This is a genomic window from Flagellimonas nanhaiensis, assembly GCF_003382275.1.
Lineage (GTDB): Bacteria > Bacteroidota > Bacteroidia > Flavobacteriales > Flavobacteriaceae > Flagellimonas > Flagellimonas nanhaiensis.
The window spans coordinates 121,624-142,189 of the sequence record NZ_QTJX01000001.1 but is presented as its reverse complement, the minus strand read 5'-3'; the positions used below and the strand labels follow the sequence as shown (position 1 = coordinate 142,189).

Sequence of the window (20,566 nt, the reverse complement as noted above, 5' to 3'; positions counted from 1 at the left end):
CCTTCATTTTAAAAGAAGACAAATTTAATAATAATAAAAGGAAAAGGACGGCTTTGGGGAGAGCCGTCCTTTTCATAAAAAAATTGGGGAAAACTTTATGGTTTTTCGAAGACCAAGATTTCAAGAGATCCGTCATCGCTCTCGTCCCTCAACTCAATTCTTGAAGCTGAGACCTCAACGATTTTCCAATCCTCGGTCAATTCTCCAAAGATGTCTTCACTGTCAAAGTTTAGATAGAACTTAAGACCTTCGTCCGAGTCCCTCAATATTCTCCAAAGACCTGCGATGATTGGGTCATCGTTCACAGACACCTCAACTTGGTGCATTGTGGAGAAGTTAAAGTCCATATTGTTAAACTCATCGGTCATATCTACTTCACCTTCTTGGTATAGGGCCACGTTCCATGGTCCACCCATCATAATATTTCTGATTTCCGGCACATCTCCATCGTTGGCACTATCATCACAAACTCTCAATAGAATAAGCTCATAATCTATTTCTTCTACTTCAAATTTCAACCTATTATCATCCAAATGTCTAAGCGGCCATTCAAAGCTTACTCCAGGTTCATCGCCCATGGTTATCATCAAGGATAACACCATATTATCGTTCATTCCTATCTCCCAAGTACCTTCAGAAGTAATGATTCCGTTACTTAGGGTAACTACACCTTCTGGCAAGAACTTGAACTCATATCCTATAAGTCTTTCAATCTCTTCTCCTTGGTTCTTCACTTTTTTGATGATCCACTCACACTCTTTAAGAATTTCTCTCAACGTATTTGGGTCAACTTCATCATCATCTTCGCAAAGTTGCTTAAGGATTATTTTGTTACCGTTTTCAGCATATAGTTTTATGGTATGGTCACCAATTTCATAAACCAGCCACTCTAGGTTAAAGTCAACCAAGGTATCAAACTCCAAGGTCAATAGCGGACCATGATCAGTAAAACTAGAGCTCCATGTTCCGTTAAGGATATTTCCTTCCCTGTCCTTGACGGTAACTCCCCCATCTTCGGAAAAGACCATTATATATTCCAAATACTGGTCAGTGTTGTTAACATTGTCACGAACAACTTCACGAACTTCCCATGGGCATTCGGTCAAACAAAAATCAAATCTTTCTTCATCAAAGTCATCGTCGTTGTAGTCATCGTCATCATCTTCATCACACTCATCTTTTGCACCTTCAAGGGCCATGGCCAATTCGGCATTGCTGTTTACAACAACTTCTGTACCGTCATACTTTTTCAAGGTCAACGGGAAATCCAAGCTGATAAGGTCATCGTCTTCCAATTCATCAAAGAATTTTCTCAACTGCTCATCGCTTTCAATTTTTACCTCACCTGTTTGTTGCTCGTTGATATCAAACGTGTAAACTGTGATAGGGTATACAAAATCGATACATTCTATATCGTCATCATCTCCTCCTTCAAGGCAATCTTCGGCCATTTCTAGTAACTGCTCTTTGTTCTCAATTACAATTTCTGTGAAATCGGCCAGAGTGATGGTGATTGGAAAAAGGATATCAAGGATATCTTCATCGTCATCCAACTCATCAAAAATATCTTCTATGGTGTCTAGATCTTCTCTAGAATCTATGGTGATTTCAATTCCATTGACTTCAACCGTATAAGGGAACTGAACTGCAAAACAGCTCGCTCCATCAACGATATTATCATAAGAACCATCATTGGAAGATGTTTTTTCAATCAATGCAGCCGTAGAAGAATTAGCTTTAATAGTTTCTTGGTCGTTACTGCCGTTGATTTCTTCAAACTCTGATTGGCATGCGGTAAAATTCAATGCCAAAGTAACCAAGCTGACGTACAACAGGCTATTCAATAACTTTTTCATAACGAATTTGGATTATGGGGTTAAAATTCATTCTTAAAACAACTCTCTTAAAGAAAACCCTACTTTATCTTAATTTTTTTTAAAATATCTTTGAAATAGAACAATCCAGCCCACATGAACAATGTCTGTGAAGATCAAATCTTCAGTTCCATCTTTAAGGCCAATTCCAAAACGATATTCAACTATATATATTATAAGTTTGGTAATGAGGAAAAAGCCCATGATGCCGTTCAGGAAGCTTTTGTAAAACTTTGGGAGAATTGCGCCAAGGTTACCCCTGAAAAGGCAAAGTCTTATGTATATACTGTGGCCAACAATCTATACCTTAATGTAATCAAGGCCGAAAAGGTCAGATTAAAATATGCCAAAGGGGCCAATGACCGTACCAATGAGTCCCCCGAGTTCTTGATGGAAGAAAAAGAATATCAGGAAAAATTAGACCGAGCACTAAATGCATTGCCTGAAAACCAAAGAACCACTTTTTTGTTGAACAGGATAGATGGAAAAAAATATGCGGAAATTGCAGAAATGGAAGGAGTAAGTGTAAAGGCCATAGAAAAGCGAATGCATTTGGCCCTAAAATCTTTAAGGGAGCAAATTGATGGGATATGATATTCAATGAACAATTGACAATTATCAAGAGGAAATATCAAACGGGAAACGACCTACAACTATTTATTGATAACTGAAAACTGTTAATTGAAAAGTAGGGTTTTATTTAGATTGATTGTTATAAAGTTGTAAAGCATAGAAATCATGCAAGAAAATTACTTGGCAAAATGGCTTAGCGGAGAACTTTCAGAAGCTGAACTTGCGGAATTTAAAAAGTCCGACGAATATGCTTCATACCAAAAGCTAAAGGAGGTTTCAGGTACGTTGAAGGCTCCTGAGTTTAATGTGGACAGTGCCCTTCAAACCCTGAAGGAAGACCACATTGGCAAAGCTCCCAAGGTTATTACCCTTAACCCTTTCAAGAAGTTTTTGAGGGTAGCTGCTGTTATTGCCGTATTGCTTGCTGGTTCTTATTTCTATGTAAGCACTCTCGACGAATCGGTAATCACAGGATTTGCAGAACACTCAGAAGTAACACTACCGGATAATTCCGAGATTTTCCTTAACGCTGGCACAAAGGTATCCTTCAGTAAAAAGGACTGGGATACAAAACGTAATGTTTCCTTAGAAGGTGAGGCTTTCTTTAAAGTGGCCAAAGGAAAAAAGTTCACAGTATCTACAGACCATGGAACAGTTACCGTTTTAGGGACCCAATTCAATGTGGAGAACAGAGAAGGATTCTTTGAAGTGACTTGTTACGAAGGTCTGGTCAGTGTAACCCACAACAACACGGAGACCAAACTTCCTGCGGGCAGTTCATTTGTGGTCGTAAATGGTAAAATCGCCAATTCTACAAAGCTCAGCACTGCACAGCCTACCTGGATGAACAACGAAAGTAGCTTTGAGAGCATTCCTCTGGGTTATGTGCTTTCAGAATTGGAAAGACAATACAACATTAACGTAAAAACCGAAAATGTAAACACAGATTTACTTTTTACAGGTACTTTTAGCAACACAGACCTAAATATGGCGTTAAAAAGTATAAGCACCCCATCTAAAATTCGTTATAAAAAAGAGGGTGATAATGTGCTTTTCTATGCTGGAAACGCTACGCAATAGCTTTATAGGTCTTTCTTCAGTATTTCTGTTGCTAGTTTTCTGTCCCGTTCTGGCTCAGGAAGAACAGAAATCGGCTACGCCTTTGGTTTCCTACATCAAGGACTTAGAGAACACGTTCAATATTAAATTTTCATACCTCAATGAAGATTTGGAGGATATTTCCGTGAACGTACCAAATAATTTGGTAAACCTTGATGATATCCTCAATTACATAGAGACCCAATTCCAATTAGAAACGGAAAAACTCAACGATCGCTACTATGCAATCACCAAAAGTACTCTTATAACCTTATGTGGGAGTGTACTTGATAATTTTGCAGAAAACACGGTTTCGGGAGCAACAATAGAGGTCTTGGGCTCCAACGTAGCGCAGATAACTGAATCCAATGGTTCGTTTAGACTTACTGATGTTCCAAGAGATGCCTCTTTAAAAATTAGATATTTGGGCTATCTGACCAAATATATCAACGTTGAAGATTTGCTCAAACAAGGTGGATGTCCTAAAATTCTTTTGGCGCAACACTATGAACAATTGAACGAGGTAATCGTTTACCAATTCCTTACAACAGGCATCATCAAGGAAACAGATGCCAGTATCACTTTGAACACTGCCGATTTCGGTATTCTTCCAGGACTCATTGAACCCGATATCCTACAAACGGTACAAGCTCTTCCGGGTATTAAAAGTATTGATGAAACCGTGTCTGACATCAATGTGCGAGGAGGTACCAATGACCAAAACCTTATTCTTTGGAATGGCATAAAAATGTATCAATCTGGTCATTTCTTTGGATTGATATCTGCCTTCAATCCTTATTTAACGGATAAAGTAACTGTAATTAAAAACGGTACTCCCCCAGCTTTTGGTGATGGTGTTAGCAGTGTAATCCAAATGGAGACCAACAATGAAATCCCCGATTATTTCTCTGGCGGGGCCGGTCTTAATTTGATAAGTGGTGATCTCTACGGTCAAATCCCCATTACCCATAAAATTGGATTTCAGTTTTCAGCAAGGCGTTCATCTACCGATTTTTTGAACACCCCAACCTACAACCAGTTTTTTGACCGGGCCTTTCAGGATAGTGAAGTCACCAATCAAAATAATGTTTCTGTTGACGATGATATCGACCGAGAGGAAAATTTCTTCTTTTACGATTTTACCGGAAAACTACTTTACGACATCAATGATTTCCACAAGTTGAGGTTGAACTTTATTACTATAGCGAACAGTCTTGATTATGTTGAGACCAATACAGAGACCCTTGAAACCACTAATAGTATTTTAGATCAGACCAATCTTTCAGTTGGGGGACAGTTACAGAGCCAATGGACAGATAGGCTTTCCACACATCTAAACGTGTACTATTCCCGATACAATTTGGATGCCCAAAGTATTTTTAGCAATCAAGTGCAGCAGTTGGACCAAAAGAACATTGTGGATGAAAGAGCGGTGAAATTGCACTCTCAGTATGAACTTTCTGAGCAATTGGAATGGGCCAACGGATTCCAATACATTGAAACTGGTATTGTAAACAGGGCCTTTGTAACCCTACCTAGTTTTGATACCAATACCAAAGGGGTAATCCGAATTCACGCCCCATACTCCGGAATCAATTTTCATTCCCAGGAAAACAAATTCATTGCCATGGCTGGCGCACGCGTCAATTTTGTGGAAAACCTGAATACCTTTTCAGAATTATTGGTTGAACCTCGTATAAACCTCAATTTTAAATTGGCCAATTACCTTAGGATGGAGTTTTTAGGGGAATTCAAAAGTCAGACCACCAATCAGGTCATAGACTTGGAACAGAACTTCCTGGGCATAGAGAAACGCCGTTGGACCTTATCCGATGACAATAACCTTCCTATTACCAAGAGTAAACAAGGCTCCGTCGGTTTCAACTATGAAAAGAACAACTTTTACTTAGGGCTAGAAGGTTTTTATAAAAATGTGGACGGAATAAGTACTCGTACCCAAGGTTTTCAAAACCAAAATCAGTTCAATGGAGAAATTGGCAGCTATGATGTAAAGGGATTGGAGTTTTTAATCAATAAAAGAGGAGACAACTACAGTACTTGGTTGAGCTACACTTACAATAAGAATGATTACAATTTTGATTCCATAGTACCCAACAGTTTTCCCAATAATCTGGATATTAGACATACCATCACCTTTGCCGGAACCTATAATTATAAGAATCTAAAACTGAGTTTGGGAATCAATTACCGCACGGGAAAACCCTTTACAGAGCCATTGGATGGCGACGAAGGCTTGGATACTTCGGTCTTTCCCACAAGGATAAACTACAAATCTCCCAACAGCAGTCGATTGGATGATTATTTCCGTGCGGATGCCTCTGCCATTTACAAATTCAATCTCAGTCGCGGTGTAAAAGCCAATGCCGGAATTTCTTTGATCAACATGACCAACAGAAAGAACAGCTTAAACAAATACTACCGCGTTAACGAAGATGACGAAATTGAAACCGTGGAGAGTATTTCTCTTGGCCTTACCCCTAATGTAAGCTTTAGGGTGAGTTTTTAGTTTTTATAAAAGAGTTGGCAGCTAACGGATCGTCCGTACCAATAAAGTCAATCCCCAAATCAATTAAAGTTTTCCAAGAACCTTCTGTGTCAGGGGTTCCCCAAAAACGGATTGGCTTGCCAAACTTTTTGGCAGAATCGATAAACTCTTTAACCTTTTCCAGATTTTTTGGTTCACCCTCCCCGTTCCAATTAGAGAGTTTTTTGAAATTGATGCTGATCATGGCAACCTTGTCCCATTTGTCCTGTGGCATCGTTAAAATATTCTGACAATCAAATTGGATATGTTCTGGGTAGTTGTCATAATCTACCTCCTTTGGTCGATTGCCCGAAATGACGATGGAAACGCCGGTTTGGTTGTAGGGTTTTAAATAGCGGAGATATTGATCCAGAAGCATCACAATGGCATCCAGTGTTTTATAGGCATCAGTTTTGACGTCCAACATTAACTGAAACTCCAATTGTTCCTCTCCGTAAAGCTGTTTGGCCCTTTGTAAGGGTAAAAGATACATGGGCTCCAAAGTTTGGCCAAGTGCTATACTCTTCTCTTCATGCGCCACAAACAATTCCCCATCCTTTAGGATGATATCTGCCTCAATGGATTTGGCACCCGAGGTAAATGCATCCCAAAAAGGTATCCGCTGATGGTAATCGTTATGGGAGTGGATTTTTATCTCTTCTTGGGCTTTAATCGATAAAAACCCTACAAAACACATTATAAAAACTAGTTTAACCTTGGTCATTTGCCGCATATTTTATCAACGTTCCACAACAAAATTATCGCTAAAAACTGGAACTAGGCCTAAGACCAATAAATCTCACAAACCTACATTCGTTCAGGTACCTCAATCCCCAAAAGCTTGAATGCGGATTGAATGACTTCCCCAACCTTTTTGGACAATTGCACCCTGAAAAGCTTCTTCTGGGCATCGGGTTCGCCCAAAATGGATACCTGTTGATAAAACGAGTTGAATTCCTTCACCAAATCATAAGTATAATTGGCAATAAGGGCCGGGCTGTAGTTTTCCGCAGCTAATTGAACCGTTTCCGGGAAAAGCTGGATGAGTTTTAACAGCTCTTTTTCCTTCTCATGGAGGCCAAATGCAGCATCAAGTGCAGCAGAGACATCAAAATCCGCTTTGCGAAGTATGGATTGAATCCTTGCATAGGTATACTGGATAAATGGACCTGTATTTCCTTGAAAATCAACGGACTCCTCCGGATTGAACAAAATCCGCTTTTTGGGATCCACTTTTAAAATATAATATTTTAAGGCACCAAGCCCAATAGTTCGGTACAGCTGTTGTTTCTCCTCTTCAGAATAGCCATCCAACTTACCAAGTTCCCTAGAAATCTCTTCAGCGGTATTTTCCATGCTTTTGATCAAATCGTCGGCATCCACCACAGTTCCTTCCCTACTCTTCATCTTTCCACTGGGCAAATCCACCATTCCATAGCTCAAATGATACAACTGTTCCGCCCATGTATATCCCAATTTTTTCAAAATCAAGAACAACACCCTAAAATGGTAATCCTGCTCATTCCCCACCGTATAGACCATCCCATTAATGTCTGGGAAATCCGTCACCCGTTGAATGGCAGTACCTATATCCTGGGTCATGTAAACTGCTGTTCCGTCAGCACGGAGTACAATCTTCTCGTCCAGGCCTTCATCCGTTAGATCGATCCAAACACTTCCGTCTTCTTTTTTAAAGAAGACTCCCTTATCCAAGCCATCCTTTACCACATCTCGACCGAGCAGATAGGTATCACTTTCGTAGTAGAGCGTATCAAAATCGACCCCCAAATTTTTATAGGTGATATCAAAGCCCTCGTACACCCAACCGTTCATCATTTTCCATAAAGCTACGGTCTCTGCATGGCCCGCTTCCCACTTTCGGAGCATTTCTTGGGCTTCCAATAAAATTGGCGCTTCTTTTTCAGCCTGGTCCTTTGGCACTCCACCAGCCACAAATTCAGCAATTTGCTCTTTGTAGGCCTTATCAAAAGCCACATAATACTTCCCAACCAAATGGTCTCCCTTTAATCCGGAAGTTTCTGGAGTTTCTCCCTTTCCAAATTTTTCCCAGGCCAACATACTTTTACAAATATGGATGCCCCGATCATTGATAATTTGGGTCTTGTATACCTTTTTCCCGGAGGCTTTTAAGATTTCCGAAACCGAATACCCCAATAAATTGTTCCGTATATGCCCCAAGTGCAACGGTTTGTTGGTATTGGGTGATGAGTATTCCACCATTACTGCATCATCTGATACCGTTTTGGTATACCCAAAATTGACCTCGTTCCGAATGGTATTGAAAAAGTTGAGATAATAGTCATCGGCAATAACCACATTCAAAAAACCCTTGACCACATTGAACTTGGAAACCTCATCCACATGTTCCTGTAAATAAGTTCCGATTTGCGTCCCTATTTCTACCGGATTCCCCTTTACAAAGCGTAACATGGGAAAAACCACTACGGTGATATCCCCTTCAAAATCTTTTCGGGTGGGCTGGAATTCCACCGTTGGCAAATCAACTTGGTACAGTTCTTTTACGGCTGCAATGACTTTCTCGGTCAATTCGTTCTGCAAACTCATCTATAAAGCGTTTCAGCCCGCAAAACTACGTATTTTTAGCCGTTTGTAACATAATTTCAAGAGCATGGACCAATAGGTAGCCACAATTTTAATTAATTTTAAAGATGCTACTGAATGTCTCCTATTCCGACAAGAACATCACCAAAAAGATTGATGACACGGTTGGCAAACCATTCACGCTTAAAGAACGATGGGAGATGAAAGGCATCGGGTCTCCAAAACTCCATATTACCGACACCTGTATTGAGATACAGAATTTGCTTATTTTGGACAACAACCTCAACACCTGCAACATTGAGATGCGGCCCAAGGGCATTATTATTCGATTTCGTTCCCTATTGGAGACCTATGGCCTGATCATTCCCTATTACAAACTGAACATCTATAAGGGCGATTTTGCCCAGTACACTTTGTACAGAGACCATTATTTCATCAAGGTAAAGTCTGACACCAAAGCCGTGCAGAAGTACTTTAAAAAATTATTGGATTATAAGGCCGACAATACACCCACATCGATTGAAGATTTATGAGTTTGTTCAAGAACCAGCCCAAGATAGAGGTTAAACCCACCGAGAGTGATAAAAAATTGATCAAGGCCGGATGGATTATCGTGGCCATAAACATATTGCTGGTGTTGTACTTTTATTTTGATTTGCCCGAGACTATTCCCACCCATTTTAATTGGAAGGGCGAAGTAGATGGTTATGGGCATAAGTCCACTTTGTGGATCATACCCGTAATCAGTGCTGCACTATATTTTGGAATGGGTTTTATGGTTACCAAAATGAAGCCGTACAATATGAACTATCCCATAAAGGTCACCGAAAAAAACGCTCCAAAACTTTATGCAACCGGCCTTCGGATGTTAGCGGTCATGAACCTGTGTTTTGTTATCGCATTTCTGATTACCACCTTCGTCATCTTGCTTCAAATAAAAGAAATGGTGGATACGGTAGATGTACAATTACTTATCGGTCTATGGGCTTTGAATGGACTTATCCCATTTTATTTTATCTATAAAATGTATACCCTTCGCAATTCATGAAAATCCTCCTTACCGGAGCCAACGGCTATATCGGCATGCGTTTGTTGCCCCAACTTTTGGAATTGGGCCATGAGATTATCTGTGCCGTCCGGGATGAGAAACGCCTATCCGTGGATGCGTTGACCCGCTCCAAAATTGAAGTAGTGGAAGTGGATTTTCTTGAGGATGTGGAAAACACTCAAATTCCCTCCGATATTGATGCAGCCTACTACCTAATCCATTCCATGACCACCTCCATTGGGGATTTTGATGAAAAAGAAGCCTTGGCTGCACAAAACTTCAATTCCCTACTCTCAAAAACCAATGTAAAACAGGTCATTTACCTCAGTGGTATTGTCAATGATAAAAAATTGTCCAAACATCTAAGTTCCCGGAAGAATGTTGAGGACATTCTTTATCAAGGTTCTTTTGATGTTACAGTTTTAAGAGCGGGCATTATTGTGGGTTCAGGAAGCTCTTCTTTTGAAATTATTCGAGATCTATGCGAAAAACTACCCGTAATGATTACTCCAAAATGGGTGTTGACCAGAACCCAACCGATTGCCATAAGAGACGTTATTCATTTTTTGACCAGTGTTTTGGGCAATTCGGCCACCTACGGGCAATCTTTTGATATTGGAGGACCAGATGTGCTTACTTACAAAGGCATGCTCAAGGGATACGCCAAGGTTCGTGGATTTAAAAATTGGATTTTGACCGTTCCCATCATGACCCCAAAACTCTCTTCATATTGGCTCTATTTTGTTACTTCAACCTCCTACAAACTGGCAGTAAACTTAGTGGACAGCATGAAAATGGAAGTGGTGGCCAAGGACAACCGTCTCGAAAAGCTGCTGGGAGTAAAAACCCATTCCTACGAACAGGCCATTGCAATGGCTTTCAAAAAAATAGAACAGAACCTGGTGGTAAGTAGCTGGAAAGATAGTATTGCGAGTGGACAAATCAGAAAAGATCTGGAAAAGTATATTCAAGTGCCCAAATATGGGGTGCTTCAGGATAAACAGTCAATTTCCATTGAAAACGAACAGGCCGTACTTGATAAGATTTGGCGTATTGGGGGCGAATCTGGCTGGTATTACGCCAATTGGCTTTGGAAAATTCGTGGTTTTATGGACAAACTTAATGGAGGCCCTGGTCTACGGCGTGGACGTACCCATCCAGACAAAATTTTTCCGGGGGATGCACTCGACTTCTGGCGGGTACTATTGGCCGATAAAAAAGGAAAACGTCTGCTCCTATTTGCAGAAATGCGCACTCCAGGTGAGGCATGGCTCGAGTTTAAAATTGATGATAAAGGACAATTACATCAAACTGCCACGTTCCGGCCTCGAGGCCTTAGGGGAAGGTTGTACTGGTACAGTGTACTTCCCTTTCATTATTTCATATTTGGAGGAATGATCAAAAAATTGGCAAGAGCATAACTACTCTGAATATCCATAGAAATCTGTGGAACACGATAAACTTGTCATTTCGAAATGAAATGGGAAGCATTGATTGAGAACTCTCTTCTAATCTGTAGATTTCTCACATTCGTTCGAAATGACAAAGCCATTGGGACCAGTTGGAAGAATTCGTGTCAAAACCTTAAAAAGAGGAATTTCCAATAACTTCTTTATTGCATTCACTGACACGGAATCTCAAACTCTTTTGGAGATGCTGAAACAAGTTCAGCATGACGATTCACAAAAAATCGGAACAATGTTTGTTACAAATTCCACTAAAATTCGTCTTAAACACATGCAACCCTTTTAGGGTTGGGTTGTCTTTAGGCTACTACCTCGTAGCAAGCGCACGAGGTATTCAAAAAACGAAACCATGTCCATGATCAGACCATTGATTACTTTTTGTCTCTCCCTTTTTATCACCGTTCCACTTATTGCTCAAACTGTAAGTTCCAAATTGGTGGATGCCAAGACCCAAAAGGGCATTCCCTATGCCACTATCCAATATGGGGAGCACCAAGGGGTTATCTCCAACGAGGAAGGTCTTTTTAGTTTTATTATTGATGAACGCATGACCGCTTTGGATTCCATTTACATCTCTTCCATGGGCTATGCCAAAAAAGGATTCACCTTGGAGCAATTACAGGACAATGTGATACTGCTTAAGCCCAAGGCCATTGAACTCAGTGGGGTATATTTGTTCGATAAAGAACTCACTGTGGACGAAATCATTGAAAAAGTGAAAGAGCGTCTACCCCAGAACATCAACAAAGATGCGGTAAAGCAACGTTTCTTCCTTCGGAAGGCAGAACTTGGCAACATCCACAAGGTAGATTTTGGTTTTGAGAGATCATCCATCAAGGAGCTCAACAAAGAACTCATGGACAGCATAGCCGCTTCCATCCCTAGAAATAACCACCACTATACCGAAAGTTTGGGCGACCTATATCAAAACAATGGTAAATACAAACTGAACATCCTCAAAGCTGCCGATTTGTACGACAAGAGTGAGATTGCCTCCTTCGAGGACTTGGGCTCCCGTATGGAGGCCATTTTCAAGGAAAACATTAAATCAGATTCTTATCTAAAGATCAAATCCGGGATTTTTAGCCAAAAGGTGCAGGTGGACTCTATTTTGTCCGACATGGAAGAAGAACAGGCCGAAACTGTACAAAACGAATTGGAAAAGGATACCATTTCCGGGCTCCTGGACTCCCAACGTTATATTTTCAAAGAACTGCTCAAAGAGCTCTATCATAAAGAGGACAGCAAACTGGACCTTATTGAAAAGACCCGAAAATATCACTTTGAGCTTGTGGGCTATGCCGATATTGCGGACCAGGGCGTGTATGTTATTGACTTTACACCTAGGCGAAGTAGTGCCGATTTTAAGGGTCGCCTCTATATAAATATAGAGGACTTTGCCATAATGCGATTAGATTTTGAAAACGTGAACCGTCTGCGCAACTTTAGGCTGCTGGGCATTACCTACCGCGAAGTGCTCTACAAGGGCACTATGCGTTTTGCCCAACTACTCAACAAAAAGTACGAACTGCAGTTTATGGACTATAGCTTTGGACAATACTTTGCTGTGGACCGTCCCTTAAAGGTGGTGGAAAAGAACAAACATGTAAAGGGCCGCCGTAAGCAGAATGAACTGCTTCTGAACATAGATTTTAGGATGGGCCACACCAACAAATGGGAACTTGTGGTCTTTGAAAACAGCCTGATCCAAGAACCGCAGTTTACCGACTACAAAGAGGACAAAAGCGTACAGGCTACATATATGCCCCGCTATAACCCCGAGTTTTGGCAGGGCCATACCATTATGGAACCCAACCAGGCCATAAGGGAGTTCACGGTTGCGGAGGAGTAAAATCCAGTACAAATGTCAGGTCGAGCGCAGTCGAGACCTATTTGGGCAATGTACTTCACAAGATTTCTCGACTGCGCTCGAAGTGACATATATTCTTCTTTTATGCATCTTGCCATATATGGCATGAAATATCTGGCATTAATAACTTTTCTTGCCCCCAATATGGAAGCAGAAGTTTTAAAGGAATGGATTGAAGATGCTTACGGCTCCCCGGAAGAGTTGGCTCAAATTCTAGAGTTAGGCATTTTTATGTTGTTTTTTTTGGAGGAAGACACCTTCTCCCAAAGGGAGGTACAACAAGTGGCCAGTGCGTTAAGGGATGTTGTGGTTGGGTTGAGGAGCAATAAACAATGTGCTATTGTCATTTCGAAATGAGATGCATAGCATTGATTGAGAAATCTCTTCTAATCTGTAGATTTCCCGCAGCTCTTTCATTTCATTCAAGACTGGGTTATAAATGACAGGAAAAGGTCATTCCGTGCTTGACACGGAATCTCATCCCACCACTTTGAGATGCTAAAACAAGTTCGGTATGACGAGCAAACATTGGAAAGATTTCCCACATTCGTTCGAAATGACAAAAAAGAAGATGGGTCAAAGCTCCTTCATTCCATTCAGGACTGGGTTATAAATGACAGGAAAAGGTCATTCCGTGCTTGACACGGAATCTCATCCCACTACTTTGAGATGCTGAAACAAGTTCGGTATGACGAGCAAACATTGGAAAGATTTCTCACATTCGTTCGAAATGACAAAAAAGAAGATGGGTCAAAGCTCCTTCATTCCATTCAGGACTGGGTTATAAATGACGGTGAATGGACCTCAGCTGTCAGACTGAACGCAGTCGAAATCCTAGCGAAAATACAAATGCCCTTAAGCATTTTTCGACTCCGCTCGAAATGGCAAAGACATTCGGTCCAATTGGTGAAATTCGTGTCAAAGCCCTAAAAAAGAAAGACCCTGAAAGAAGCCTACCTGCCGATAGGCAAGTTCAGCCTGACCCAAAATTGCCTATTACCATACAACAAAACAGCTTTGCAGTCTTTTTACTACATTATATTCTATCCATTGGTTCAAAACCTGCATTCATCAACTCATCTTCCCCGTTCCTAAATCGCTCCCTCTAAGTACCAAAGGGATAGGGTTCCTTTGAACAAAATTTGTTCAAAAACCTTATTATTATGAGAACGCATAACCCTTTTATTTCACTGACCTTAAGTTTTGGCCTTTTATTGGCCGCATGTAGCAAAGCTGATAGCCCTGCACCCGAAGAGGAACCAGAGGTAAATCCCTCAATTTTCAACTTTTCTCCTTTGGAAGGGGTCCAGGGCACCTTGGTCACCCTAAACGGTAAAAATTTTAGTGTCGAGGCTGCAGAAAACACCGTAAAATTCAATGGTACTATGGCAGTGGTGAACACTGCAACGGAAAACCAGTTAAAAGTATTGGTCCCCACCGGGGCTTCCAAAGGTCCCATTAGTGTTACCGTAGCGGGCAAAACAGCCACCTCCACAGAAGACTTTACCATAAAACCTTGGAGGCAGCTCACCAATTTTATCGGAACCAAAAGACAATTGGCCATGGCCCATGCTTATACTGGGAAAATCTATGTAGGACTGGGTAATGGGGATGGAAACGCCACCTTTGATGATATTTTGGAATTTGATCCAGCAACCGACACTTGGAAACAGGAGACCATCTATCCAGGATCGGGACGGTTCGGGGTCTTCAGTTTTATTATCGGGAGTAAATTGTATATAGGTTCTGGAAATTCTGGAGAAGGAACTCTATCCAAAGATTTTTGGAGTTATGACATCAATACAAAAACATGGGCAGAACTTACAGACCTTTCTTTTGAACCCAGACAATTTTCTTCCAGTTTTGTAATTGATGGAAAAGCCTATGTGTATGGTGGTTCCAATGCAGATAGTGTATCCTTTGGGGAATTGTGGCAATTCGACCCCGATACCGATACCTGGTCACCCATGGCCGGTTTTGAGAATGGACGATTTGCAGCAGCTGGTTTCAGCTATAACAACAAAGGGTATGTGGCCCTTGGGGTAAACGATGGTACAAGTTTTAAAGACCTATGGGAGTTTGACCCCTCTCAAGGTGCCGAAGGCATATGGAGCCAAAAAGCGGATTTTCCAGGGCCCTACCTAGTGCATTTCAGCAATTTTATGATCAATGATACTGCTTACATTGGCATCGGTTACAACCTAGAAAGCAATGGCTTTTCAAAAGGGCTATGGAGCTACAGTTTTGCCACTGATTCTTGGGCAGAAAAAACAGCTTTTGAAGGAAGTGGCCGACTCTGGCCTTGGGCCATTGGCCTAAACGGGAAGGCTTATATGGGCCTCGGTAGGCAAGACCAGACCTACTATGCCGATATCTGGGAATATGACCCAGCAAATGATTAAGGATTAGTTCGTTGTAATTTTAGTTGAGTTTGGGGCCGCTTTGCGGCCCTTTTTTATGCTTTCGGTAAAAACACCTCCGCCATCATACAACGTGCAGAACCACCTCCACTGGCCTCAATAGTGTCCAATGGGCTATGGATAATGCCGCAATGCTTTTCTATGGCCGCAATCTGGTCTGGACGTAAACTGTTATAGGCCGCGGAGCTCATCACCATATAACGTTGATCATTGGCCCCCACTACTTGTAACATGTTCCCTGCAAAGTGGTACATCTGCTCTTCGGTAATGTCCAAGACCTCTTTGCCATCCTTTTTAATATGCTCCACCACATTTTTACGCTCCTTTTTGTCGTCAATAGTGTCGAGGCAAATAACCACAAAGTCCTCTGCCATGGCCATCATTACATTGGTATGGTAAATGGGTAATCGCTCTCCGTCCACAGTTTGGTTGGCATGGAAAATAACGGGGAAACAATCAAAATCCTCACAGAACTCAATGAACAGCTCCTCATGGGCACGTTCGGAAAGGGCACAATAGGCTTTTTGATTTACCCTATCCTTTAGGATACTACCTGTTCCCTCCAAAAAAACTCCTTCTTCCTCTGCAGAAGTGTAGTCCATGATGTTGTTGATCACAAAACCTTCCTGCTCCAGGGTATCAAAGATATCCTCCCTGCGCTCTTTTCTTCGGTTTTCGGCAAACATGGGGTATACACAAACTGTTCCGCTATCATGGAAAGAGACCCAGTTGTTGGGAAAAATGGAGTCTGGAGTATCCTGCTCCATATTATCGTCCACCACGATAACATTCACCCCGTGCTCACGGAGTACTTTAACAAATTGGTCAAACTCCTGTTGTGCCTTTAGATTGAGGTCGCCTTTTTTTAGGTGCAAATCCTCTTGAAAGTAATTGTTGACCGCGGTCTGCTCGTTCATCCGAAAGTTCACCGGACGAACCATTAAAATGGTGTTGGTAATCTGTCTTCTCAAGTCTGTTCAATTTTAACTTTCTTGTGGCAGCAAGAAATATGGGGTTTAACTATCTATTCTCTGATCAGGGGCATGGTACTGCACCGTAACAGTCCTTCTTGCTTTGCTATTTCACTATACGGAATTTCCTCTACGGTAAATCCTTGGTCTCTTAGCCAGTTGTTCAATCTGGTAAACTTTTTTTCCGAAACCACTACTTCTGGAGAAATGGAAAAGACATTGCTGAACATTTCGTACATCTCATCTTTGGTGATCTCAAAAACGTTCTCCTTTCCAAAATAATCTACCAACCATTGGTACTCCTCTTCTACCAAAAAGCCGTTTTTGTGCAAAATGGCCTTGTCTTTTCCAACAGGTTGAAAACAACAGTCCAAATGCAGGGCATTCTCCTTGGGGTCTGTATTGGACTTACGGAGTTCAAATGCCTTTACTGTCTTATGCGGGAACATCTCCTTAAGGTACTCCACCGCCTCTTTATTGGTTCGCGCAGTTATGTAATCAGGGTAATCCTCCCCAGTATAGGTGCCCACAAAAATATAGTCGTTCCAGGGCATTACATCTCCGCCTTCAATATGTACTTCTTCCGGTGGCCTAATGATCTTATTGGGGTCGATTTGATCCAATACCTCATGAATGGCCGTAAATTCGCGTTCCCGATCTGGCAAAATATTGGCATGAAACAATTTGTCCTCAATGACAAAAGCAATGTCACGGGCAAAAATCTGGTTGCAATCTTCCAAAATCTCCGGTCTGTACACCTTTATGCCATGTTTTTCAAACACTTTTGAAAAGGCATCCATTTCCTGAACCATATCCTCCTCTTTGGGATAGGTTCCCGCCAAAATGTGTTCCAATGATTTTGGATCGTAAGCTTCCTCTGCGCTGGGAGTTGGTCCACAGCTATGTGCCGTTCCCAGAATCACTGCTTTCAAAGGACTAGTCTCATCGACTATATTCAATTGCATCATACCTTACCAAAATTTGGAGCAAATCTAGTGTTTTACCCACGATTTTCAATGGCCCAAAAAAAAGAAAAAAGACAAAAGTCCATACAATGATTTCCTAAGTCGAAATCGTATTGTAAAACTTGTCTAACTCTGAGGAAATGGAAAAGTTTAAGGCATAAAAAAAGGTGGTTTTTAACCACCTTTTCTGTTATTTTCTCTTTTTCAGTGGGACAAAGGGTCTTTGGTTTTCCCCAATGTAAATCTGTCTTGGTCTTCCAATGGGCTCTTTTTTGAGTCTCATTTCACGCCATTGCGAAATCCAACCTGGCAGTCGCCCCAAGGCAAACATTACCGTGAACATTTCGGTTGGAATGCCCAACGCACGATAAATGATTCCAGAGTAAAAGTCCACATTGGGATACAGTTTTCTATCTACAAAGTATTGATCTTCCAAAGCTTCTTGCTCCAATCCTTTGGCAATATCCAAAATTGGGTCTTCTATCCCCAAGCTTCCCAAAACTTCATCAGCTGATTTTTTGATGATTCTGGCACGTGGATCAAAATTCTTGTACACTCTGTGTCCAAAGCCCATTAATCTGAAAGGGTCCTCTTTATCCTTGGCCTTGGCCATATATTTTTTGGTATCTCCACCATCTTCCTGAATGGCTTCCAACATTTCCAAAACTGCCTGGTTGGCCCCTCCATGCAATGGTCCCCAAAGTGCAGATATCCCTGCAGAAAGAGAAGCAAATAGTCCAGCATGGGATGATCCTACAATACGCACGGTAGATGTAGAACAGTTTTGCTCATGATCCGCATGAAGTATCAGAAGTTTGTCCAAAGCATCTATGACAATCGGGTCCTTTTTGTACTCTTGGTTTGGTTTTTTGAACATCATTTTATGAATGTTCTCCACATATCCGAGGGTGTCATCTCCATAATCCAAGGGAAGTCCCTTTTTCTTGCGCTGAGTCCATGCAACCAATACCGGAAACTTGGCCAAAATGCGAACAATGGAATGGTACATGGCCTCCTCCGAAGAAACATCTACTGAAGTAGGATTAAAGGCCACCAATGCACTGGTCAATGAAGAAAGTACACCCATAGGGTGCGCTGATTTTGGAAATGCATCCAAAATCTTTTTCATCTCTTCATCTACATGTGATTCTTCTTTTATATCGTTATGAAATTTGGATAGTTGCTCGGCATTGGGCAATTCACCAAAAATCAAAAGATAAGCTACCTCCAGAAAATCCGCTTTTTCCGCTAAATCTTCAATGGAGTACCCTCGATACCTCAGAATTCCTTTCTCTCCATCAAGAAAGGTTATGGCACTTTCACAAGAACCCGTGTTCTTGTAACCCGGGTCAATAGTAACCATTCCAGTGGTTCCGCGCAGCGTTTTGATATCAATTGCCAATTCATCTTCAGTACCTTTGATCACCGGGAATTCGTACCGTTCTCCCCCATATTCGAGTGTAGCTTTATACGACATTTTTAGATTTAATAGATTAATAGAAATAGGGTGTTAAAATTACGAAAAAGCATACCCATTAACAATTATCTGGGCCGCATTTGTAAATACATTAACGTAAATTTTGATGGGGTAGCCATCGTTCCTATTTACCTTCTATTTTATAGAGATCCTTGTAGTAATTATCCACCGATTTTTTCCAGGTGAAACGTTTCTTTTTTGCAGCTGTCTGAATCTTTTTCCACTTAGGTTGGTCATTTTGAAAAACATCCAGAGCTTCGTCAAAAACATCCAACATATTCTTGATTTTTTCGTCGTAATTGTCTCCATCAAAACAAAAACCCGTTTTCATGTGCGATACAGTATCTCGCAACCCTCCGGTGTAGTGCACCAGACATGGGTTACCATTACGCATGGACAACATTTGACTTATTCCGCAGGGTTCAAACAGACTTGGCATAAAGTATAGGTCAGATTCCAGGTAAATGGAGTCGATCAAACTCTCTGACTGACCATTGGTAAAAATGAAGTTCTTGTGATCGTAACTCATCTTTCTGAACAACTCTTCGTATTCTGGAGCTCCTGTACCCAAAAGCATGAAAATACCGTCCACTTTTTCCAATTTCTTCAAAATCTCAACAAAGGCTTCGGGAGAACGCTTGAAGAAGTAGAATTTTTGCTCCGTCAGCCTGGCTACACTCGAAACAATAAATTTAGGACGATTACCCACATATTCCATTATCTTCTCTCCCGTGTGGGCCAAAAAGTCCGATTTGTACTTTTTATCTTCCATTTGTAACCATCTGAAGAGCGCCTTTACTGTATTCCTGTAAATTTGGCCCTTCTCCTCCACGTTAATATTCTTGTAGTTACAGCCATTCAGGATTCCAAAAAGTCGACCTTCTTCATTGGCTAGTTGCAGGTCTTTTTCCAGTCCTTCGCCACCAATGAATTCGGGTGGAGAGCTGGGCAACATAACATCTTTCTTATATGAAGGGGAAACCGTGTGTACTGCATCTGCAAACCGAATGCCAACGGCCATAAGATTAATGCAATCCTGGTAACGGTAATCCATCAAAGCCCGATAATCAAAAACGACATTTGGGAACCAATTTCTTACTGAGGAATAATTGTCATCAAAAGGACGAATACCTTGAATGGCCAGATTATGGATGCTATATACAATTCGAATATCCCTCAAGTTGGAATAGTCATCATGGTATTCCCTCAGAAAAAGTAATAAACTGGAATGCCAATCGTGCAAGTGGATGACATCTACGGTTCCAAAAGCTCCTTTTTTTATGGCTTCCGCTACCGCAATACCAAATATGAAATATTTGATCGCATCAGTATAAAAAGGTTCTTCAGGATCATTGTGGTAAATATGTGCTATATCTCCAGCCTCAATCTCTGGATGATGAATTACATAATGTACAATATTGGGAAAGTCCTTTTTGGGCTGTACTTCGTAAAGCTCTGCAGTGTAAGTCTGTCCTCGCAAATCAAAATTAAGATTGGTCTTGAAAAGACCATCATGGTGCAATCTTCCATAGGAAGGTACAACCACGTGCACCTTGTCACCACGTTCCGAAATCTGTCTGGGCACATCCCGGACCACATCCCCCATTCCGCCCGCTTTACAATTGGCCAAGGCATCATTTTCGGCCGCAACAAAAACAAAATTGTTCATTAGGTAA

General features: G+C 41.3%; 17 protein-coding genes. 10 read left to right on the top strand and 7 right to left on the bottom strand.

Going from position 1 to position 20,566, the window contains the following annotated elements; translation table 11 throughout:
• Window positions 1–95 precede the first annotated feature (95 nt).
• Window positions 96–1,856 carry a hypothetical protein gene (locus tag DX873_RS00700; RefSeq protein ID WP_116182617.1) on the bottom strand — a complete coding sequence of 587 codons (1,761 nt, stop codon included), beginning with the start codon at window positions 1,854–1,856 and terminating at the stop codon, window positions 96–98.
• A 114-nt stretch (window positions 1,857–1,970) separates the two neighbouring features.
• On the opposite strand from DX873_RS00700, the gene DX873_RS00695 reads away from it, so the two are divergent.
• From DX873_RS00695 to DX873_RS00685, 3 genes are all read left to right on the top strand, one after another.
• Complete coding sequence (locus DX873_RS00695; protein WP_116182616.1) at window positions 1,971–2,468, top strand: RNA polymerase sigma factor; 498 nt, start codon at window positions 1,971–1,973, stop codon at window positions 2,466–2,468.
• A 144-nt stretch (window positions 2,469–2,612) separates the two neighbouring features.
• Complete coding sequence (locus DX873_RS00690; RefSeq protein ID WP_116182615.1) at window positions 2,613–3,527, top strand: FecR family protein; 915 nt, start codon at window positions 2,613–2,615, stop codon at window positions 3,525–3,527.
• A complete protein-coding gene (locus tag DX873_RS00685) occupies window positions 3,505–6,072 on the top strand; it encodes a TonB-dependent receptor (RefSeq protein WP_116182614.1) in 2,568 nt (855 codons plus the stop codon). The genes DX873_RS00690 and DX873_RS00685 overlap by 23 nt, the downstream gene beginning before the upstream one ends.
• On the opposite strand, the gene DX873_RS00680 is transcribed toward DX873_RS00685, so the two are convergent.
• Entirely contained in the window at window positions 6,056–6,814 is a 759-nt protein-coding gene (locus tag DX873_RS00680) for a PI-PLC domain-containing protein (protein ID WP_181899408.1), read from the bottom strand. The genes DX873_RS00685 and DX873_RS00680 overlap by 17 nt on opposite strands.
• A gap of 83 nt (window positions 6,815–6,897) precedes the next feature.
• Window positions 6,898–8,676, bottom strand: coding sequence for an arginine--tRNA ligase (gene argS, locus DX873_RS00675; RefSeq protein WP_116182612.1), 1,779 nt, complete (start codon window positions 8,674–8,676; stop codon window positions 6,898–6,900).
• A 104-nt stretch (window positions 8,677–8,780) separates the two neighbouring features.
• On the opposite strand from argS, the gene DX873_RS00670 reads away from it, so the two are divergent.
• The 7 genes from DX873_RS00670 to DX873_RS00635 all read left to right on the top strand — a co-directional run bounded on the left by DX873_RS00670 (window position 8,781) and on the right by DX873_RS00635 (window position 15,459).
• Entirely contained in the window at window positions 8,781–9,206 is a 426-nt protein-coding gene (locus tag DX873_RS00670) for a hypothetical protein (RefSeq protein ID WP_116182611.1), read from the top strand.
• Entirely contained in the window at window positions 9,203–9,721 is a 519-nt protein-coding gene (locus tag DX873_RS00665) for a DUF1648 domain-containing protein (RefSeq protein WP_116182610.1), read from the top strand. Before DX873_RS00670 ends, DX873_RS00665 begins: the two co-directional genes overlap by 4 nt.
• Window positions 9,718–11,142 (top strand): SDR family oxidoreductase, encoded by a 1,425-nt coding sequence (locus tag DX873_RS00660; protein WP_116182609.1) that lies wholly within the window; start codon window positions 9,718–9,720, stop codon window positions 11,140–11,142. The genes DX873_RS00665 and DX873_RS00660 overlap by 4 nt, the downstream gene beginning before the upstream one ends.
• A gap of 394 nt (window positions 11,143–11,536) precedes the next feature.
• Window positions 11,537–13,039, top strand: a complete 1,503-nt coding sequence (locus DX873_RS00650) for a carboxypeptidase-like regulatory domain-containing protein (protein ID WP_232520824.1) — start codon at window positions 11,537–11,539, stop codon at window positions 13,037–13,039.
• 102 nt (window positions 13,040–13,141) lie between these two features.
• Window positions 13,142–13,414, top strand: coding sequence for a hypothetical protein (locus DX873_RS00645; RefSeq protein ID WP_232520823.1), 273 nt, complete (start codon window positions 13,142–13,144; stop codon window positions 13,412–13,414).
• A 524-nt stretch (window positions 13,415–13,938) separates the two neighbouring features.
• Window positions 13,939–14,166, top strand: coding sequence for a hypothetical protein (locus DX873_RS18750; RefSeq protein WP_147296580.1), 228 nt, complete (start codon window positions 13,939–13,941; stop codon window positions 14,164–14,166).
• Window positions 14,167–14,220: 54 nt separating this feature from the next.
• Window positions 14,221–15,459, top strand: a complete 1,239-nt coding sequence (locus tag DX873_RS00635; RefSeq protein ID WP_116182605.1) for a Kelch repeat-containing protein — start codon at window positions 14,221–14,223, stop codon at window positions 15,457–15,459.
• 53 nt (window positions 15,460–15,512) lie between these two features.
• On the opposite strand, the gene ctlX is transcribed toward DX873_RS00635, so the two are convergent.
• The 4 genes from ctlX to DX873_RS00615 all read right to left on the bottom strand — a co-directional run bounded on the left by ctlX (window position 15,513) and on the right by DX873_RS00615 (window position 20,559).
• The gene (ctlX, locus tag DX873_RS00630) at window positions 15,513–16,418 is read right to left on the bottom strand and encodes a citrulline utilization hydrolase CtlX (protein ID WP_116182604.1); all 906 of its coding nucleotides are present in this window, start codon (window positions 16,416–16,418) and stop codon (window positions 15,513–15,515) included.
• Between the two features lie 83 nt (window positions 16,419–16,501).
• Entirely contained in the window at window positions 16,502–17,416 is a 915-nt protein-coding gene (locus DX873_RS00625) for a dimethylarginine dimethylaminohydrolase family protein (protein WP_116182603.1), read from the bottom strand.
• Window positions 17,417–17,603: 187 nt separating this feature from the next.
• Window positions 17,604–18,890, bottom strand: a complete 1,287-nt coding sequence (locus DX873_RS00620) for a citrate synthase (protein WP_116182602.1) — start codon at window positions 18,888–18,890, stop codon at window positions 17,604–17,606.
• A 124-nt stretch (window positions 18,891–19,014) separates the two neighbouring features.
• A complete protein-coding gene (locus tag DX873_RS00615; protein WP_116182601.1) occupies window positions 19,015–20,559 on the bottom strand; it encodes a glycogen synthase in 1,545 nt (514 codons plus the stop codon).
• Between the last annotated feature and the right edge of the window lie 7 nt (window positions 20,560–20,566).